At 66.7% G+C, this 18,839-nt stretch carries 20 protein-coding genes; 16 read left to right on the top strand and 4 right to left on the bottom strand.

All coding sequences use genetic code 11. The annotated features are described in order from the left end of the window. Positions 1-288: 288 nt before the first annotated feature. The 4 genes from CFB47_RS35685 to CFB47_RS35670 are packed head-to-tail and all read right to left on the bottom strand — an operon-like array spanning position 289 to position 4,373. Positions 289-672, bottom strand: a complete 384-nt coding sequence (locus tag CFB47_RS35685; RefSeq protein ID WP_089464054.1) for a GtrA family protein — start codon at positions 670-672, stop codon at positions 289-291. A gap of 15 nt (positions 673-687) precedes the next feature. Further along, positions 688-1,731, bottom strand: coding sequence for a glycosyltransferase family 2 protein (locus CFB47_RS35680; RefSeq protein ID WP_089464053.1), 1,044 nt, complete (start codon positions 1,729-1,731; stop codon positions 688-690). A gap of 24 nt (positions 1,732-1,755) precedes the next feature. Next, on the bottom strand, positions 1,756-3,135 hold the full coding sequence (locus CFB47_RS35675) for a glycosyltransferase family 87 protein (protein ID WP_089464052.1): 1,380 nt from the start codon (positions 3,133-3,135) through the stop codon (positions 1,756-1,758). Further along, positions 3,132-4,373, bottom strand: coding sequence for a glycosyltransferase family 87 protein (locus tag CFB47_RS35670; protein ID WP_089464051.1), 1,242 nt, complete (start codon positions 4,371-4,373; stop codon positions 3,132-3,134). Before CFB47_RS35670 ends, CFB47_RS35675 begins: the two co-directional genes overlap by 4 nt. Before the next feature lie 203 nt (positions 4,374-4,576). Between CFB47_RS35670 and CFB47_RS40905 the strand changes: the two genes are divergently transcribed. From CFB47_RS40905 to CFB47_RS35595, 16 genes are all read left to right on the top strand, one after another. Further along, the gene (locus CFB47_RS40905) at positions 4,577-4,873 is read left to right on the top strand and encodes a hypothetical protein (protein ID WP_143330911.1); all 297 of its coding nucleotides are present in this window, start codon (positions 4,577-4,579) and stop codon (positions 4,871-4,873) included. A 553-nt stretch (positions 4,874-5,426) separates the two neighbouring features. Beyond that, a complete protein-coding gene (locus CFB47_RS35665) occupies positions 5,427-5,618 on the top strand; it encodes a Flp family type IVb pilin (protein ID WP_089459441.1) in 192 nt (63 codons plus the stop codon). Positions 5,619-5,758: 140 nt separating this feature from the next. Beyond that, positions 5,759-5,941: a Flp family type IVb pilin gene (locus CFB47_RS35660; RefSeq protein WP_089444318.1), complete on the top strand. Its 183-nt coding sequence runs from the start codon at positions 5,759-5,761 to the stop codon at positions 5,939-5,941. A 91-nt stretch (positions 5,942-6,032) separates the two neighbouring features. Further along, on the top strand, positions 6,033-6,239 hold the full coding sequence (locus CFB47_RS35655; RefSeq protein WP_089444317.1) for a Flp family type IVb pilin: 207 nt from the start codon (positions 6,033-6,035) through the stop codon (positions 6,237-6,239). A gap of 28 nt (positions 6,240-6,267) precedes the next feature. Next, positions 6,268-6,807, top strand: coding sequence for a prepilin peptidase (locus tag CFB47_RS35650; protein ID WP_089444316.1), 540 nt, complete (start codon positions 6,268-6,270; stop codon positions 6,805-6,807). Between the two features lie 32 nt (positions 6,808-6,839). Next, positions 6,840-8,240 carry an ATPase gene (locus CFB47_RS35645; protein ID WP_089464050.1) on the top strand — a complete coding sequence of 467 codons (1,401 nt, stop codon included), beginning with the start codon at positions 6,840-6,842 and terminating at the stop codon, positions 8,238-8,240. Between the two features lie 35 nt (positions 8,241-8,275). Continuing rightward, the gene (cpaB, locus tag CFB47_RS35640; RefSeq protein WP_089444314.1) at positions 8,276-9,115 is read left to right on the top strand and encodes a Flp pilus assembly protein CpaB; all 840 of its coding nucleotides are present in this window, start codon (positions 8,276-8,278) and stop codon (positions 9,113-9,115) included. Between the two features lie 104 nt (positions 9,116-9,219). After that, on the top strand, positions 9,220-11,151 hold the full coding sequence (locus CFB47_RS35635; protein ID WP_089464049.1) for a type II and III secretion system protein family protein: 1,932 nt from the start codon (positions 9,220-9,222) through the stop codon (positions 11,149-11,151). A gap of 21 nt (positions 11,152-11,172) precedes the next feature. Then, on the top strand, positions 11,173-11,469 hold the full coding sequence (locus CFB47_RS35630) for a hypothetical protein (RefSeq protein WP_089444312.1): 297 nt from the start codon (positions 11,173-11,175) through the stop codon (positions 11,467-11,469). 25 nt (positions 11,470-11,494) lie between these two features. Then, the gene (locus tag CFB47_RS35625) at positions 11,495-12,766 is read left to right on the top strand and encodes a pilus assembly protein TadG-related protein (protein WP_089464048.1); all 1,272 of its coding nucleotides are present in this window, start codon (positions 11,495-11,497) and stop codon (positions 12,764-12,766) included. 13 nt (positions 12,767-12,779) lie between these two features. After that, entirely contained in the window at positions 12,780-13,313 is a 534-nt protein-coding gene (locus tag CFB47_RS35620; protein WP_089444310.1) for a TadE/TadG family type IV pilus assembly protein, read from the top strand. Next, positions 13,310-13,753: a TadE/TadG family type IV pilus assembly protein gene (locus CFB47_RS35615; RefSeq protein WP_089464047.1), complete on the top strand. Its 444-nt coding sequence runs from the start codon at positions 13,310-13,312 to the stop codon at positions 13,751-13,753. Before CFB47_RS35620 ends, CFB47_RS35615 begins: the two co-directional genes overlap by 4 nt. 22 nt (positions 13,754-13,775) lie before the next feature. Further along, positions 13,776-14,984 (top strand): AAA family ATPase, encoded by a 1,209-nt coding sequence (locus CFB47_RS35610; protein WP_089464046.1) that lies wholly within the window; start codon positions 13,776-13,778, stop codon positions 14,982-14,984. 18 nt (positions 14,985-15,002) lie between these two features. Then, entirely contained in the window at positions 15,003-16,373 is a 1,371-nt protein-coding gene (locus tag CFB47_RS35605; RefSeq protein WP_089464045.1) for a CpaF family protein, read from the top strand. 30 nt (positions 16,374-16,403) lie between these two features. Then, complete coding sequence (locus CFB47_RS35600; protein ID WP_089444306.1) at positions 16,404-17,381, top strand: type II secretion system F family protein; 978 nt, start codon at positions 16,404-16,406, stop codon at positions 17,379-17,381. Between the two features lie 36 nt (positions 17,382-17,417). Continuing rightward, positions 17,418-18,386: a type II secretion system F family protein gene (locus tag CFB47_RS35595; RefSeq protein ID WP_089464044.1), complete on the top strand. Its 969-nt coding sequence runs from the start codon at positions 17,418-17,420 to the stop codon at positions 18,384-18,386. The last annotated feature ends 453 nt before the right edge of the window (positions 18,387-18,839 follow it).

The following is an 18,839-nucleotide window of genomic DNA, read 5'->3' as shown; positions in this document are numbered from 1 at the left end:
AATGAATGGGACTTATTGTTGCGCGAATTTCTTCGTGCGGCCGCCATCGCCTTGTCCTGCAAGGCTTCGTGCCGATCAAGGCACGTGCAGGCGAGATGGCGAATGCAGATTATCCCGTTCGGTTAATTCCGGAAGCTGTAAAGGTAAACAGGGTATTAATATTATTTCGGACGGTAATTTTAAAATCGGATTCAATCGGCTCGATGCGTTACATAAATATAGCGACATTGAACCTGTTAATGGAGCGGCCGATTAATTCCGGGCGTGGCGGAAAGGGAGCGGGATGGCTTACCGGTAGGTCCACAGCCGGTGCAGCGCGAACGTGGTCGGCGGAACCAGCAGCGCGATCGCGACGATGCTCATCCCGCGCGAGCTTCCGAGCGCTTCGGCCGCCCGCGCGAGCAGCATCGTTTCGACGAAACCGGCCAGCGTGACCGCGAGAAAGCGCAGCGCGTTGCGCGTGCGCACCGTCGACGAGAAGCTCCACAGCGTATTCGCGAGATACGAGAAGGCCGTCGCGCAGAGGAAGGCGATCGCGTTCGCCGTCACCAGCGTCGCATCGAACCGCGCGAACAGCGCCGCGGCCACCAGCGTGTGGATCGCGGTCGAGCCGAGCCCGGACACGCCGAAGCGCACGAGCCGCGTGCGCTCGGCCTGGAGCAGGGCGATCATGGCCGTAGGCACGGGTCAGCGTGCGCCGATCCGCGCACGGGTCGGCTGCACGCGCCGGCGGGCGATCTGGCGGCGCGCATCGCGCGCGACCGGGAGTTCGATCACCTTGCCGTGCGCCTGGTAGCGGCGGCGGATCAGGTAGACGGGCCGCTGCTTCGACTCGTCGTAGATCCGCCCGACGTATTCGCCGACGACCCCGATCCCGATGAGCTCGATCCCGCCGATGAACAGCGTGACCGAGATCAGCGATGCATAGCCGAGCACCGGATTGCCGAACAGCAGCGTGCGGACGATGATGAACGCGCCGTACAGGAACGCGAGCGTGGCGATGCCGACGCCGATGTAGGTCCAGCTGCGCAGCGGCACGGTGCTGAAGCTGGTGATGCCTTCCAGCGCGAAATTCCACAGCTTCCAGCCGGAGAACTTCGAGTGCCCGGCGCTGCGCGCGTCGCGCTGGTATTCGACGATCACGGTGCGGTAGCCGACCCATGCGAACAGCCCCTTCATGAAGCGATGCCGCTCGGGCAGGTTGCGCAGCGCGTGCACGACCTTGCGGTCCATCAGCCGGAAATCGCCGACGTTCTCCGGCAGCTTCACGTCCGACAGCAGGTTGTGCACGCGATAGTAGATCGCGGCCGCCGTGCGCTTCGCGAACGAATCGCACGCGCGGTTGCTGCGCTTCGCGGCGACGACTTCCGCGCCGTCGCGCCAATGCTCGATCATCACGGGGATCAGGCTCGGCGGATCCTGCAGGTCGGCGTCGAGCGGGATCACCGCGTCGCCGAGCGCTTCGTCGAGGCCGGCCGTGAGCGCCGCTTCCTTGCCGAAGTTGCGGGTGAGATCGATCACGCGCACGCGCCGCTCGGCGCTGCTGATCCGGATCAGCCGGTCGAGCGTGTCGTCGCGGCTGCCGTCGTTCACGCAGACGATCTCGAAACGGATCGCGTCGATGGACGTCATCAGCGGCATCACGACGTCGAAAAAGTGCTCGACGGCCTCGCCTTCGTTATAGAACGGCACGACCAGCGAGATGAGCGGTGTATAGAGTGGTTCCCGCATGGTGATTCCCCTTGTGATGTCGTTTCACCGATGCGCGCCGATGGTCGGTCGGCCGGTGCGGCGCATTCCGTACGCCGGGCGGTGGTGCGTTCTGGCCTGATGGGTGAACGCGGTTTCGGTCGAGTTGTCGTGGGTGTCCGGCATCGACGGCACGTCGTGTCGTTCCCGGGCGATCCGGCTGACGAGCAGCGCGAGCGACGCCAGCGTGACGAGCGGCATGAACTGGAACGACAGATGCGGCACGACCGCGAGGCCCGCGAGCGGCATCAGCCACAGCAGCAGCAGCCATTCGCGATCGAAGCGGCGCCAGCCGTGCGTCCACGCATAGCGCGCGTACCACGCGATCACGATGCCGTACCAGGTCAGGTCGTAGTCGTACAGATAGGGGCTGACGAGCAGGCAGGCGCAGGCGAGGGTCGCGGCGCGCAGTGCGTACGAGCAGGCGCCGCGCCACGCGTAGATGACGGCGAGGGCCGCGGTCGCGGCAGACAGCAGCTGGAGGCAGGTGGCGACGGAGGCGGGCCAGCCTGCCATTGCGGCCAGCGCGAACACGGTCGGCATTCGCGCGAGCTTCGCATGGCCGGCGCTGACGACCTGGTACACGCCGTGCATCCCGTGTGCGAATGCGATCCACGAATCGACGCCGAACGCGAGCGTGGCGAGCACGACACAGGCGGCAATCGTCGCCGCCCATGCGGCCAGTGCACGCCACTGGCCGGCACACAGCAACGCGAGCGGGAACAGGATGGCCATCTGCGGCTTCATCATCAGCATGCCGAAGCAGATCCCGGCCCATACGGGGCGGCGATTCAGGAGCAGCAGGCCCAGGCCGCCGAGCGTCGCGGTAAACAGGCTGGTTTGCCCGACGACGAGGGTCACGAATGCGGCGGGGAAGGCCAGCGCGCACAGCCACGCGGTGCCGCGCTGCACGGTCGATTGAATGACGACGGCGAACAGCACGTACGTGACGCCAAGCCAGAGCGCGACCGCCAGCGTGTACGGAAGCCAGCCAAGCGGCAGGACCAGCAGCAGCATGGAGGGCGGATAAAGCCACAGAAGTGCGCCATCCTCGAGATTCATGCTCGGTACGGCGAGTTGCTGGACCGCAAACAACGCATTGAAATGCCAGACGTCGGCGGCGCGCCCGTGCGCGGCGAGCCAGGCCGCGCTCCAGATCGCGGAGAAATCCTGCGACAGCGGCACCAGTGCGGCGCCGTGCTGCAGGACCAGCCGCGCAATGTAGATACCGATGAACAGGAGTTCGGTCAGCAACACGCCGAAGGCATAGATGCGCACGCGATCGCGATTGAGCCAGTGAGGATAGCGGCGCGGGCCGGCGATCGGGAGTTCGGGATGCGCAGCCATTGAAGGATGGGCATGGCGAACGAAAAGGGGCGTCTTCATTGCGAATCCCGGGGCGAGCGCCGGGCCGCGCGGCGAACGACGACGAACAGCACGGCAAGCAGGACGATCGGGCCGATCTGCGGCAGCTTCATCAACCGGTTCAGCATCTCGAAGATCGGCAGCAGCCACGCGAGCACGATCACGGCCTGGTCGCCGGGCAGCCAGCCTTCATCGAAACCATGGGCGATCAGGCAGAAGATCGCGATGCCGAGCCAGGTCAGTTCGTAGTGCCACAGATAGGGCGTAATCAACAAGGTGGCGACGGAGAGTACGGCGCTCCTCAAGCGCAGGTCGGGCGTGCGGCGCCACACGTCGACGGTCGCCGCGATGGCGAGCAGCGCGATTGCCGCTTGCGCGGCGAGTGCGGTCGGCACAGAGACGCCGGCGAGCCGCAGCGCGGCGAACGGTGTCGGCGACGCCAGCCAGTACGACGGCAGCATGAAATGCTGGTCGCGCACCGTCGCCACGGCCTGGCCGAGTCCATGCAGTGCGCCGGTACCGGTGAGCGCGACCCCGGCCGCCGCGAACAGCATCGCGGTGATGGCCGCGGTCCCGAACGCGCGCCACGCCCGCGCCGAGATCAGCGCGAACGGGAACACCACGGCGAGTTGCGGCTTGATCGCGAGCAGCCCGATCAACACGCCGGCCACGACCGGACGCTTGCCGAGCAGATGCAGCGCGAGTGCGGCGAGGCCGGCGGTCAGGATGCTGTTCTGGCCGAACAGCGCCGACATGCACACGGCCGAATACGCGGCCACGACCAGCGCCGCGGCACGCGGCACGGGAAGATGCGCGCGCAATCCCGACAACCGCGAGATGGCGAACGCGTAGCATAAAAGACTGCCCGCGGAAAAGAGGAAGTAAGCGGGCAGGAAAGGCACAAGGGCAACCGGCGCGATGAACAGCAACATCGTCGGCGGATAGAGCCAGGGAAGCGGCCGATGCTGCAGATACGCACCGAAGTGCGCGGTCTCGGCCTGCAGGAAGGAGGAAGCGTCGTAGGCCGATGGGGCATGGCCTTGCAACACGAGATGCGATGCGGTCCAGAAGACCGAGAAGTCCATGCCCGGACGGGTCACGTCGCTCGAGGTAAAGCCGTCGGTCACGACACCCCACACGATCACCAGGGCGACGAAGAGCATCAGCATGATGCAGCTGTACGGGACGATGCGGTCGGCTGTCAGCCATTGAGCACGGCGTATGGCGCGAACGCGCGTCCCACGATTGGCTGTGTACATGATTCCCCGTCTGTGTGTAGAGGCTGCCTGGCTTTGTGCAGCCGTTCGATGTGGTCGTGCCTGCGGATCGATTCGCGCTCAAATGGCGCTGTCCGGTGAATTCATTGTTGAAGAAAAAATCGCGTGATGCAAACCACCCGCTGAAAGCCGGGGTTTGGATTTCTCGGGACAGCGCGTAAATACCGGATTTTCAGGTATGAGAAATGCGCAAATCCGGATTTCATGTTTCTGCTTTGAAACATTCGGGCATTTTGACCGGCTCCGAATCGCGGCGGTCGCGGGCAACGCAGGCCACTTCGCGCGTTCGGGAAAATCCCGAGCAGAAATTTTTGCTCCTTGTCGCAGCGCGGCGGCGGGCATTCCGGCTTACAACGCTTGCGAAAAAACATAGATCAATTTTGAAACATTTTGCGTATCGAGCCCCGGGCCGGGCCGCACCGGCATCGCCGGAACCCTTGCTGCGCCTCGATTTCGCTCAAGGTGGCCTGCTCTTTGCGTAAGCGTTGGCACGGCAGTCGACGAGGTGACGACCGGGCGGTTCCGGCAAAAGGACAGAAGGAACCGGCTTCGGAATCGCCTGCGGAAAGGAAGGCCGGAGCGCGTCGGGGAACACGCAGCTCCAGGTCGATTCACTTCGCAAGCATTCGTCGAATGACCGTTGTGACCCGGTGTCTTCAGGGCAACAAGAAATCGGCATGACCGAATACGGGGAATAAAAATGAAAGACCACAGCGCACCGCGGCTCGCAAGCCGCGTTAAAGACATATTGCAGCTTTGCCGGGAGTTTGTTTCCCGTTCAACCGGATTCCATGCGTCGAACGGCCGTCGTGCCGTTCGGGTCGATCGGGTCGTCCGGTTCATCCGGCCGGTCGCGCCGTACACGACTCTCTCGCCTTCTGCCTCGCTGATACCCGTTCGCACGGACAGGGGTGTGCACCCCCGTTCCCGCAGCTGAGCGGCGCGTTCCATTTTTCTCGAGTAGTGCCGGTGGTGCCCGTCCCGACGTCGTGAACGACGAAGGGTAATTCATAGCAGTCCGAAAGGAGATTACGGATGAAACGAGTCATCGAAAAGATCGCCTGGTTCGATCGGGATCAGGACGGCGTGACGGCCATCGAATACGGCCTGATCGCTGCACTGATCGCGCTCGGCCTCGTCGTCGCGTTGACGGCGATCGGTACGGACCTGTCGACCGTGTTCAGCACGATCACCGCGAAGCTGGACTCGGCGGTCACAGCACTTTGAAGGACGGTACGACGAACGGTGCATCCGAATCGCGCGTCGGCACCACACGGCATCAACACACCACCTCGATGTACCGATGCACGGTCATCCGACCAGCCGGCACGCGAGGGCTTTGAAAGTCACCACGCAAGGAGAACACCATGTCCAAGTTCATTCAACAAGCCGCCCGTTTCGTTCGCGATGAAGACGGCGTGACCGCCATCGAATACGGCCTGATCGCCGCGCTGATCGCCGTCGGCATCATCGTCGCCGTCACCGCGGTCGGCACGCAGCTCAAGACCGTGTTCACCACGATCGCTGCCGACCTGACCGCGGCCGTTTGAGGCCGCTGGAAAGCAGAGCGTGCGGACGGCTCGGCCGGTGCAGCGTTCGAGCCGCTCCCACGCATCTGATCACCCGGAACCGGAGACCATCATGCGAACCAGCGCGCGTGTCGCAAGCCTCGAGATCGGCGACGAGCAGGGCGTGGCGTCGATCGAGTATGCGTTCCTCGCCGCGACGTTCGTCGTCGCGTTGCTGGGCAGCGCAGTCACGCTGACGGGCTCGCTTGCCGATACGTACGCAGTGATCGCAACGGCCGTCATGGCTGCCGCGGCCACCGCACTGGCGATGGTGTCCTGATCCTTCGATTCGCTTCGCGAGGTTCGCCATGCTACCCGTTGCGCCGCCTTACCCGATTCCGCTGTGCGTGACGCTGCTCGCGGTCGCCGCGGCCGGCACGGATCTCGCCGCCCGCCGCATTCCGAATCCGCTCGTCGTGCTCGGCCTCGCCGGCGCGCTGGTCGCCCAGTGCCTGCTGCACGGTGTCCTGGCAGGCGCACTCGGCTGGCTTGCCGGCGCGGCGACCGGTTTCGCGCTGCTGCTGCCGTTCTACCTGTTGCGCGGGATGGCCGCCGGCGACGTGAAGCTGATGCTCGCGATCGGTGCGTGGGTCGGCGCGCAGATGACGGTGTACATCGTGCTGGCCACCTTCGTGGCCGGCGGGGTCGGTGCACTCGCGGTCGTGCTGCTGCGCGGGCGGATGCGCCAGATGTGGACGAATGTCCGCGCGCTGCTCGCGCGGCATGCGCGAGGCACGCGTGCGGAGGCCGCCGACGGCCCCGCGGCAATCACGTCGGTCGGCTCGCTGCCGTATGGCGTGGCGATCGCGGCCGGCACGCTGGGCATGCTGTTCGCGTCGTACGCGTGACGCGACGCATCCGCAACGAGGATGGAGCGACCATGAACACGAACCCTACCGAACCGAGACGCGACGCGCAGGTGGCCCGTCTGCCCGATCCGCTGCCGTCGCGGGAGGCGCATACGAAGCTGGGCGCGCAGCCGCCGGGGGCGCCGCGCACGCTCGAGGAAACGGGCCTGAGCAAGACGTTCGTTGCCGGGCTCGTGCTGAAGTCGACGCTGATGCTCGGCCGCCCGACCTACGGCGACCTGGTCGAGCGGCACTGCCTGCCGCTCGCGGTACTCGACGACGTCTTTGCGTTCCTGGTGCGCGAGCGCCTCGTCGAACTCACGCATCGCGGGGCGACCGATCTCGACGTGACGTTCCGCCTGACCGATGCGGGCCGGGTGAGTGCGCTCGAGGAGCAGGCGCGCAACGGTTACAGCGGGCCCGCGCCGGTGACGCTCGACGCATATCTCGCCTGCGTGGCCGCGCATTCGGTACGCATGCTGCACATCGGCCAGAACGACGTGTGGGCCGCGTTCGAAGGCATCGTGATCGACACGTCGGTGCTCGACGCGGCGGCCGCCGCACTGAATGCGGGCCGTCCGCTGCTGATCCATGGCCCGGCCGGCAGCGGCAAGACCTTTCTCGCCGAGCGGCTCGGCTCGCTGATGCACGGCTACGTGCCGGTGCCGCATGCGATCTGCGTGGCCGGTGAAGTGATTCAGGTCTACGACCCGCTCGTGCATGTCGACGCGGCGTCGCAACCCGGCGGCCAGGCGGTCGATCGCCGCTGGCGCCTGTGCGAGCGGCCGGTCGTGATGTCCGGCGGCGAACTGACGCTCGACGAGCTCGACCTGCGCCGCGACCCGGTTGCCGGCTTCTACCAGGCGCCGCCGCACATGAAGGCGAACATGGGCATGTACGTCGTCGACGATCTCGGCCGCCAGCGCGTCGAGCCGCGCGACCTGCTCAATCGCTGGCTGCGCCCGCTCGATCGCGGCGTCGATTTACTGACGCTCGAATCCGGCAACCGCTTCGTGATGCCGTTCGACGTCTGGCCGGTGTTCTCGAGCAACCTGTCGCCGGAGCAACTGGGCGACGACGCGTTCCTGCGCCGCCTCGGCTCGAAGCTGCACGTCGGTGCGCTGTCGATCGACGACTACCGAGCCGTGTACCACGCGGCCTGCGCATCGCTCGGTCTCGTCTCGGCGAGCGATGCGTTCGACTATCTGCTGCATCGGCTGCATCTGCCGACCGGCAAGGCGTTTCTCGCCTGCTTCCCGGCGGACCTGCTGCGTCTCGTCGCCGCCGGCGCGCGTTACCGCGGCGATCCGCCCGAAGTGACCCACGACGCGCTGTACGACGCCTGGGCGAGCTATTTCGGCACGGTGCCTGAACGGGACGGCGGCCATCCGCCACCCGTCGAGCGCGGCGGGCGCACCTACGTCGCCGGTTGAGCGGTTTCTTTCACGATTCGTCGAGGAGCATTGCCATGAAAAACAGTCGAGCAATCCTGATGCTGGTCGTCGCGATGGTCGCGGGTCTTGCCGCGGTGGTGTTCGCGTCCCACTGGCTGATGCAGACATCCACGAGCGCGGTCACGCCGGTTGCGGTGGCGGCCACCGACCTGAACCTGGGCGAACCGCTCGGGCCGAACCAGATCCGCATGGTGAGCTGGCCGTCGGGCAGCGTGCCGACCGGCGCGTTCACCGATACCAAGGCGCTCGAAGGGCGCGTGGTCCGCACCAGCCTGTCGCGCGACGAGCCGGTGATCGAGTCGAAGCTCGCGCCGGTCGGCACGAAGGGCGGGCTGTCCGCGGTCATCGCCGACGGCAGCCGCGCGATCACCGTGCGCGTGAACGACGTGGTCGGCGTCGCGGGCTTCGCGTTGCCGGGCAACTACGTCGACGTGATCGTCAACACGCAGGAACAACAGGGCAAGACCGACGGGCAGAGCATCTCGAAGATCGTGCTCGAGCACATCCTCGTGCTCGCCGTCGCGCAGCAGGTGAGCCGCGACGACACGGCGCCGAAGGTCGTCAACGCGGTGACGCTGGAAGTCACGCCCGACCAGGCCGAACGGCTCGACCTCGCGCGCAGCGTCGGCACGCTGTCGCTCGTGCTGCGCAACCAGGTCGACCAGAAGACGCTGAACACCGACGGGGCGACCAAGCTGACGCTGCTCGGCAAGGAGCCCGCACCGGAAGCGCCGCCGGCACCGGCCCGTGTGAAGACGGTGCGCGTGCACGTCGCATCGCACGCGGGGCCGGAAGTGCGGCGCGACTGCGTCGGCGTGCTGACGGGCGTGAGGGGCAGCGTCGAATGCTTCTGATGCAGCGGCACGCATCCAGATAAACAGAACGGCCGTCAGCGAGACACGGCGGCCTTGGAAGTCGATAACCGGCGCAGCGCCGGTCTCTCGGGGGATCAGACGAAATGAAGACCAAACCGCAATGCACCGGGTCCGGCCCGCTGCGTACACGCGTCGCACGGGGCACGATGATGGCCGCGATCCTCTGTTCGGGATGGCTGACCGTCTACGGCGCACTGGCTCAGGAAGGCGTCGAAGCGGGCGCACTGACGAAGGGCGGCGCCGGCGCGCCGGCCACCCTCGGCAAGGGGCCGATGCAGATGACGATCAGCATGGGGCCGGTGGCGGCCGCCGCACCCGCCGCGTCGGCGGGGCCGCTGCGCGGGCCGAACTGCGTCGGCGCCGTGCGTGATTCGACCAGTGTCAGCGTGCCGCTCGGCAAGTCGCTGCTGGTGCCGATGCCGGAGCCGGTGCGCAATCGGACGATCGGCAATCCGGCCGTCGCACAGGCGACGATGGTGTCGCCGCAGACGCTGTACATCCTCGGGCTGTCGGTCGGCACGACGAACATGATCGTGCAGGGCCGGAGCGGTGCATGCCGCGTGATCGACGTGGCCGTCGGTGCGGATGCCGGCGGCCTGCAGGCGTCGCTGCAGCAGCTGATGCCGAACGAGCGCGATATCCGCGTGACGACCGCGGCCGGCACGATCGTGCTGTCGGGCACCGTGTCGAGCTCGCAGGCCGCGCAGCAGGCCGTGCAGATCGCGCATGCCTACGGCGACGGCGCCGGCGGCGGCGATCCGGCCGCGGGCGCGGGCGGCAAGCAAAGCGGCGGCGGTGTGCTGAACATGCTGGCCGTCACGTCGCCGCAGCAGGTGATGCTCGAGGTGAAGGTGGCCGAGGTGTCGAAGACGCTGATGAACCAGATGGGCAGCGCGCTCAACATCCAGGGCGGATTCGGCTCGTGGAGCGGCGCGCTGGTCAGCAACCTGCTCGCCGGGGTGGCGAGCGGGGTCGCGTTCAGCAAGGCGAACAACAAGCCGTTCAACCTCGCGGCCGACGCGCAGAACACCGACAACCTGGTCAAGATCCTCGCGGAACCGAATCTCGTGACGATCAGCGGCCAGGAAGCGACCTTCCTCGCCGGCGGCAAGATCTTCATCCCGATCCCGCAGAGCAGCGGCAACGGCACGTCGTCGATCACGCTGCAGGAAGAGGAATTCGGCGTCGCGCTGAAGTTCACGCCGACCGTGCTGGCGAACGGCCGGATCAGCCTGAAGGTGGCCCCGGAAGTGTCGGAGCTTTCGCAGACGGGCGTCACGTTGAGCGCGGCCAACATCGGCGGTACGTCGATCCTGCCGCTGATCACGACGCGGCGAGCATCGACGACGGTCCAGATGAGCGACGGCGAATCGTTCGCGATCGGCGGGCTGATCAAGGACAACGTGACGGGCGCGCTGAAGGCGATCCCGGGCGTGGGCGAAGTGCCGGTGCTCGGCGCGTTGTTCCGCAGCACGTCGTTCCAGCAGGACCGCACCGAGCTGATCTTCCTGATCACGCCGCACCTCGTGAAGCCGTTGCAGACCGCCGACGTGCCGCTGCCGACCGACAGCTTCTCGAAGCCGAACGAAGCCGACGTGTATGCGACGGGCAACATGGAAGGCCGTGGCGGGGTTCGCAAGCCGGCTGCGCAACCGTCGAACGGCGCGGCAGACGCCCAGCAGGCACCGGCTCAAGCGCCCGCACCGGCGCCGCAATCGGACGCGCCGGCCGGCCCGACCGCCGTGCTGCCCGCTCCGCGCGCGCCGCAAGGGTCGGACGCGCAGCCGCCGGTACCGGCCGAACCGCAGAAGGCGCCTGCGCCAGCCGCGGTGTCGCAATCCGACGCAGCCGGCGCGGCCCGCATCGCGTCCATCGAAGCCGCCGCCGCGCGTCTGGCGGCGACCGGCCCCGACGCATCGGCCCAGCCGGCTGCGCCGGCGCGACCGAAGCACCGGATTCCGGCGGCTGCCCACGCGCAGATCGCGCGCTCGGAACCCGAGTCCACCGATCGTTGATGCCATTCCAAGGGGACACTCATGAAATCCGCCTACCTCGTATTCGTGCGCCGCGCGGCGCTCGCCGCACCGCTCGCGTTCGCGCTTGCCGGCTGCATGTCGTCCACGCCGGTGTGGGACACCCGCTTCGGCCAATCGGTCCGCGCCGTGACGCAGGCCCAGATCATCGATCCGCATGCCGTCGAACACGCGGCCGCGACGACGGTGGTCAGCGGCAGCGCGGCCGCGTCGGCGCTCGACAACTACGACAAGTCGTTCAAGCAGATCGATCCGCCCGCCAATGCGTTCGTGATCGGCGTCGGCAAGGCCACCCAGTAACGACGGCACGCTCAGGGAGAACGCCATGAACCGCGCAGTTCGTCGTCCGAAAGTCATGCGTCGCAGCCTGCATCGCCAGCGCGGTGCCGTCGCGATCGTCGTCGGTCTCGCACTGGCGGTGATGATCGGGTTCGTCGGTCTCGCGCTGGATCTCGGCAAGCTGTACGTCACGCGCAGCGAACTGCAGAACAGCGCCGATGCGTGCGCGCTGTCGGCTGCGCGTGACCTGACCGGGGCCATCAGCCTGTCGGTGGCCGAGGCCGACGGCATTGCCGCCGGCCACCTGAACTTCGTGTTCTTCCAGAACCAGTCGGTGCAGATGTCGACGAATGCGAACGTCACGTTCAGCGATTCGCTCACCGACCCGTTCGTGACGAAGGGCTCGGTCACGACGCCGGCGAACATCAAGTACGTGCAGTGCACCGCGGCGCTGAGCAACATCGCGAACTGGTTCATCGAGGTGCTGAACGTGCTGCCGGGCACGAAGCTCGCGAACGCGGCGACCGTGTCCGCCAGTGCGATCGCGACGGTGGGCGGCGGGCAGACGACCTGCGCGATTCCGGTGTTCGTGTGTCGCGGCCCGTCTGATCCGGTCTACAAGGTCGGCGACTGGATCGCGTCGCCGTCCGGGTCGTCGTCGACGTACGGGCCCGGCAACTTCGGCTGGGCGGCGCTCGACGGCTCGACGAACGAACCGACCCTCGCGAGCGAGCTGTCGGGCAACACCTGCAACATCACGAGCCCGCCGGATCTCGCCACCACTGGCCTGAAGTCGGCGTCGCTGCGGGCCTGGAACACGCGCTTCGGCATCTATACGAACGGCGCGAACGGCTCGAGCGGCCAGCCCGACTTCACCGGCTATGCGTATGTCGGCCCGAACTACGGGCCGCCCGGAACGGCGGGCATCAAGGGCGACGCGTACACGCAGTTCGTGGCCGACCGCGCAGCCTTCAAGTCCTACCAGGGCGACGGCGCGCCGCCTTCGGGCAGCGGGATCAACACCAACGGCACCGCGACGGCGAGCAACTACCAGACTTACGGCAGCGACCGCCGTGTCGCGCTTGCGCCGGAAGGCGACTGTTCGACGCTGAAGGGCAGCAGCGGCAAGGTGCACGTCACGCAATGGGATTGCGTGCTGATGCTCGATCCGCTGCCGTTCAGCGCGGGCAGCGGCGCTATCGTCGCGCATCTCGAGTACCTCGGCTCGTCGGTCTCCGGCAACAACCCGTGCGCGACGCACGGCTTGCCGGGCAGCGGCAGCGCGTCCGGGACCCAGGTCCCGATGCTCGTTCAATAGCGGAGAGCGGATCATGAACAAGCCCCCGTCTCGCCGTTCGCGCACCCGTGGCGTCGTCGCCGTGGAATTCGCGATCGTGCTGATGCCGATGATCCTGCTCGCGACCGGCGTGGCCGAGTTCGGCCGCGCGATCTACCAGTACGAGACGCTGACCAAGGCGACGCGCGATGCGGCGCGCTACCTGTCGGTCTGGCTGCCGACCGATAGCGCGTACCCGGTGTCGGCGGCGCAGTGCCTGGTCGTCTACGGCAGCACGACGTGCGGCGCGGCCGGCACCGAGCTGGTGCCGGGGCTCAAGACGTCGATGGTGACGATCTGCGACGCGCAGCGCACGACCGGCTGCAGCGACCCGTCCGACCCGTCGCAGTTCGCGAACCTGCCGACCTACGACGCGAACAACAACGCGGCGAGCGGCACGGCATCGGGCGCGATCAACGTCGTCGAGGTGAAGATCAAGGGCTACAGGTATCAGCCGATCCCCGTGTACCCAGGGCTCTCGTCGATCACGTTCGGCAACATCGTCACCGTGATGAGGCAGGTGTCATGAACGCGCGCCATTTCCCGCTGTCGCGCCGGCGCGGCCAGCGCGGCTCGGCACTCGTCGAGTTCGGGCTGATCGCATCGGCCCTGGTCATGCTGCTGATCGGCATCTTCGAATTCGGCCGCGTGCTGTTCTACTGGAACACCGCGAGCGAAGCCGTGCGCCTCGGCGCACGCACGGCGGTGGTGTGCGACGTCAATGCCGCCGGCGTCGCGAAGCGCGTGACCGCGCTGCTGCCACTGCTGTCGAGTGCGAACGTGTCGGTGAACTACACCCCGGCCAACTGCACCGTGAACACGTGTTCGTTCGTGACCGTGAGCGTCACGAACGTCACCGTCAAGACGATGATCCCGTTCGTGAACGTCACGGTGACGATGCCGCCGTTCACGACGACACTGCCGCGAGAAAGCCTGACCTCCTCGACCGGCGGCGCCAACTGCAATTGATCGAACAGGCGAGGCACACGACATGATCAACATCCTCGTAGCGTCCGACGACACCGCGCGACTCACGCAGATCGCGCGCCTCGTGGCCGACTGCGGACGCTATCGTGCAACGCGCGCGACCGGGCGCCCATCGCAGATCGAACATCGCACCGACGGGCTCGACGCGTTCGACATCCTGCTGGTGGACGGTACGTCGTTCGACGCGCCCGAGCGGGCGGCGATCGAGCGGATCTGCCGTGCGCATGCCGGGCTGACCTGCATCCTCGTGACGGCCGACACGTCGCCGCACGTGCTGCTCGACGCGATGCGCGCAGGCGCACGCGACGTGCTGCAGTGGCCGCTCGACACACAGGTGCTCGGCAATGCGCTCGAACGCGCGGCCGCGCAAAGCACGCGGCGCGACACCGACGATACGCGGATCGTGTCGTTCATGTCGTGCAAGGGGGGCGCCGGCACGAGCTTCGTGGCAAGCAATCTCGCATTCGAAATCGCGGAAGGCTTCAAGCGCCGCGTGCTGCTGATCGACCTGAACCAGCAGTTCGCCGACGCGGCGTTCCTCGTCAGCGACGAAACCCCGCCGTCGACGCTGCCGCAGCTGTGCGCGCAGATCGAACGGCTCGACAGCGCGTTTCTCGATGCGAGCGTCGCGCACGTGACGGAAAACTTCCACGTGCTCGCCGGCGCCGGCGACCCGGTCAAGGCCGCCGAGATGCGCGAGGACGCGCTCGAATGGATCCTGGGCGTCGCCGCGCCGCGTTACGACTTCGTGATCTTCGACGTCGGCGTCTGCATCAATCCGCTGTCGATGGTCGCGCTGGATCGCAGCGACCAGATCGAGCTCGTGCTGCAGCCCGCGATGCCGCACGTGCGGGCCGGGCGCCGGCTGCTGGAGATCCTCGTGTCGCTCGGCTACTCGACCGACCAGATGCGCCTGATCGTGAACCGCGCGACGCGCGCGAGCGACCGCACCCGGGCGGCGCTCGAGGAAGTGCTCGGCCTGCACGCGGCCTGCACGATTCCCGACGATGCCGACACCGTGCTCGACGCGATCAACCAGGGCCATCCGGTGTCGCGGGTCGCGTGCGGCACGGGGGTCGTCCGTGCGTTGCAAGGGTATGCGAAGCAACTCGTCGAAGGGGAGGTGCGCGCGGGGCACGGCGCAACGCACAGCGAACCGCTGATGTCCCGGCTGTTCGGCCGCAAGGCCACGCCGAAGCTCAAGTCCATGTAAGTCTTTCGGGGAACCATCATGTCATTGCGCGAACAGATGTCGTTGCAGCGGGCCCAGCCGCCACTGGCGACGGGCAGCGAACCGACCGGCCCGGCCCATTCGTCCGTGCGCGACGCATACCAGAAGCTGCGCCGCGAAATCCACCTGGCCGTGCTCGAACGTGTCGAGCTCGAGCGGCTGTCGCGGATGCCGCAGGAATCGGTCCGCACGGAGATCGGCCTGCTGATCACGCGCATCCTCGACGACGAACGGATGCCGGCGAACGACATCGAACGGCGGCAGCTCGCGATCGACGTGTACGACGAGATGTTCGGTTTCGGCCCGCTCGAAGCGCTGCTGCGCGACCCGACCGTTTCCGACATCCTCGTGAACACGTACCGGCAGGTCTATGTCGAGCGCTTCGGCCAGCTCGAACTGACCGACGTGACGTTCTACGACGACGCGCACCTGATGAAGGTGATCGAGAAGATCGTGTCGCGCGTCGGGCGCCGCATCGACGAATCGAGCCCGATGGTCGATGCGCGGCTGCCTGACGGCTCGCGCGTGAACGCGATCATCCCGCCGTCCGCGATCGACGGGCCGCTGATGTCGATCCGGCGTTTCGCGGTCAATCCGCTGAAGATGGACGACCTCGTGCGCTACCACAGCCTGACGCCGCCGATGGCCGAGCTGCTCGACGCGCTGTCGCGCGCGAAGGTGAACGTGCTGGTGTCGGGCGGCACCGGCAGCGGCAAGACGACGCTGCTCAACATCCTGTCGGGCTTCATTCCGCGCAACGAGCGGATCGTGACGATCGAGGACGCCGCCGAACTGCAACTGCAGCAGCCGCACGTGCTGCGGCTCGAAACGCGACCGCCGAACATCGAGGGCAAGGGCGAGATTACGCAGCGCACGCTGGTGCGCAACGCGCTGCGGATGCGCCCGGACCGGATCATCCTCGGCGAAGTGCGCGGCGCCGAAGCGCTCGACATGCTCAACGCGATGAACACCGGCCACGAAGGCTCGCTCGCGACGATCCACGCGAACACACCGCGCGATGCGCTGACGCGGCTCGAGAACATGGTCAGCATCTCCGGCCTGACGTTGCCGCCGAAGACGATGCGCCAGCAGATCACGTCGGCGATCTCGGTGGTCGTGCAGGCCGCGCGGCTGACCGACGGCAGGCGCAAGATCGTCAGCATCCAGGAGCTCACCGGGATGGAGGGCGACATCATCAACATGCAGGAGATCTTCACGTTCAAGCGCACGGGCGTGGACCGCGACGGTACGGTACGCGGCCACTTCTGCGCGACGGGCGTGCGGCCGAAGTTCGTCGAGCGGCTGCAGGCATTCGGCATCAACCTGCCGGATTCGCTGTACGACCCGTCTCAGCGGTACGAGACGAACTGACGACAGGGCGCTGGCTGCCGGGGAGGCCTCATGAACACGATCTTCTACGCCTTTGTGATTCTCACGTTCGTCGCGGTCGTGCTGACGATCGAAGGCGCCTATCAATGGTGGAACGCGCGGCATGGCGCCGCCGCGCGCCGGATCGAGTCGCGCATTCGCGCGATGTCGGCCGGCGGCAACGTGCAGCAGGAGCGGTTGTCGATCCTGAAGAAGCGGATGCTCGACGAGTCGAAGCCGTTCGATCAGTTGCTGCTGCGCGTACCGCGCGTGCATGCGCTCGATCTCATGATCCAGCAGTCGGGCCTCGACTGGACGCTGCCGAAGCTGATCGTGCTCAGCGCGGTGTTTCCGGCGCTCGCGTGGCTGGCGCTGAGCTTCGCCACGTTGCCGCAACTGGCCGCGTTGCCGATCGCGCTGTTTGCCGGTTGCCTGCCGATGATGTACGTGATGCGCTGCCGCCGGCGGCGCATGCGCAAGCTCGAACGGCAACTGCCGGACATCTGCGACATGATCGCGCGCGCGCTGCGCTCCGGCCATGCGTTCACGAGCACGCTCGGGATGGTGAGCGAGGAGTTTCCCGATCCGATGGGCGGCGAGTTCCGGGTCACGTTCGACGAGGTCAACTACGGCGTGTCGCTGCACGACGCGCTGATGAACCTCGCGACACGCGTGCCGGTGCAGGATCTGCGCTACTTCGTGATCGCGGTGCTGATCCAGCGCGAGACCGGCGGCAACCTGGCCGAACTGCTCGACAGCATCTCCGCGCTGATCCGCGAGCGCTTCAAGCTGTTCGACAAGGTGCGCGTGCTGTCGGCGGAAGGGCGGCTATCCGCATGGATCCTCGGGCTGTTGCCGTTCGGCACTGCGGGGATGATCGCACTGGTGAACCGCGAGTTCCTGTCGGTGCTCTGGCAGGATCCGGCAGGGATCAGGATGGTCGGCGTGATGCTGGTGTCGATGGTCTTCGGTCTGCTCTGGATCCGCCGCATTGTCCGGATTCGCGTCTGACGCGCGAACCGAATCACGAACCGTTGCGAGGGTGTCATGCAAAACCTGAGCGTTGTCCACGCCGTGATGCTGGGCGGCTTGTTCCTCTTCGTGGCCGGCGGCGCGCTCGCCGCGATGCTGCTGTTCGCGCCGCGTAATATCCAGCGGCGTATCCAGCAGGCCGGCGGTGGTGGCGCCGGCGTCGCGTCCGGCGACGGCGACGACATGGCGTCGCGCTGGGTCGCGAAGCTGGTGGAATTGTCCACGCCGATCTCGAAGCTGTCGGTGCCGAAGGAGGGCTGGGAGAGTTCGCCGCTGCGTATCCGGCTCATGAATGCCGGCTGGCGCAACCAGAGCGCGGCCGCGCTGTACTTTACCGCCAAGACGGTACTCGCGCTCGCGCTGCCGTGCGCGGTGCTGCTGGTGCTGATCACGACCCGGCTCGGCGACGAGCGCGCCATCCTGTCGGTGATCCTCGTCGTGCTGGCCGGGATCGGCTATTACATCCCGAACATCGTGCTGTCGCAGCGGATCAAGGTGCGCCAGCAGAAGATCTTCGAGGATTTCCCGGACGCGCTCGATCTGCTGACGGTGTGCGTCGAAGCGGGGCTGGGGCTCGACGCCGCACTGATGAAGGTGAGCGAGGAACTGCGCTTCAGCAGCGAAGTGGTATCGGGAGAGCTCGACCTGCTGCTGCTCGAGATGCGCTCCGGCTTCACGAAGGAAACGGCGCTGCGCAATCTCGCGCTGCGCACCGGCGTCGAGGATATCGAGTCGTTCTGCGCGATGCTGATCCAGGCCGATCGTTTCGGCACGGCCATCAGCGAATCGCTGCGCGTGCTGTCGGACCTGCTTCGCACTCGACGCCGGATGCGCGCGGAAGAGCGGGCCGCGAAGATCGCGCTGAAGCTGCTGTTTCCGCTGATCTTCTGCATCTTTCCGTCGTTGATGCTGGTGCTGCTCGGGCCGGCGATGATCCACGTCTATCGCGTGCTGCTGCCGACGTTCGTCGGGATGTCGCCGTGAGCGGCGAACCGGCGTCATGCCGGGGCAACGGGATCGTCTGAATCGTCGATCAAGGTGTTGCGTGCCGCGTGGCCACCCCCGCCGGCCGGCACGATAACAGGCTTCATGGAGGCTCCCTCCCCAGGCGGCGCCGCGAGACAGGTTGACCATAGCGGCGTCAAGGCATCCTGGACCCATGGTCGGCCATGGAACGAGCCGTAGTCCACCGCCTCAGCGGCTGCCCCCTACTGCTAACCTGCATGCCGGCGAAGTTTGCCGGCATCGCGTTGTGCGCTCGATTGAAACGGCACGGCGATACCTCGCCTGATATTGAAAGACGGCAATGATCCGCGGGATTGTTGACTCCGTCGTTCATGGCAGTGGCTTCCCATTCGCTTTTTGCGCACCGCTGCGCGCCATCCGAAAATCTCCTTGAAATACCCGGTTCGAATTTCTACATTATTGAAAATCATG

The organism is Burkholderia sp. AU27893, assembly GCF_002223205.1.
Lineage (GTDB): Bacteria > Pseudomonadota > Gammaproteobacteria > Burkholderiales > Burkholderiaceae > Burkholderia.
Note: the sequence above shows the minus strand (reverse complement) of the source record. Positions and strands in the feature narration are given on the sequence as shown.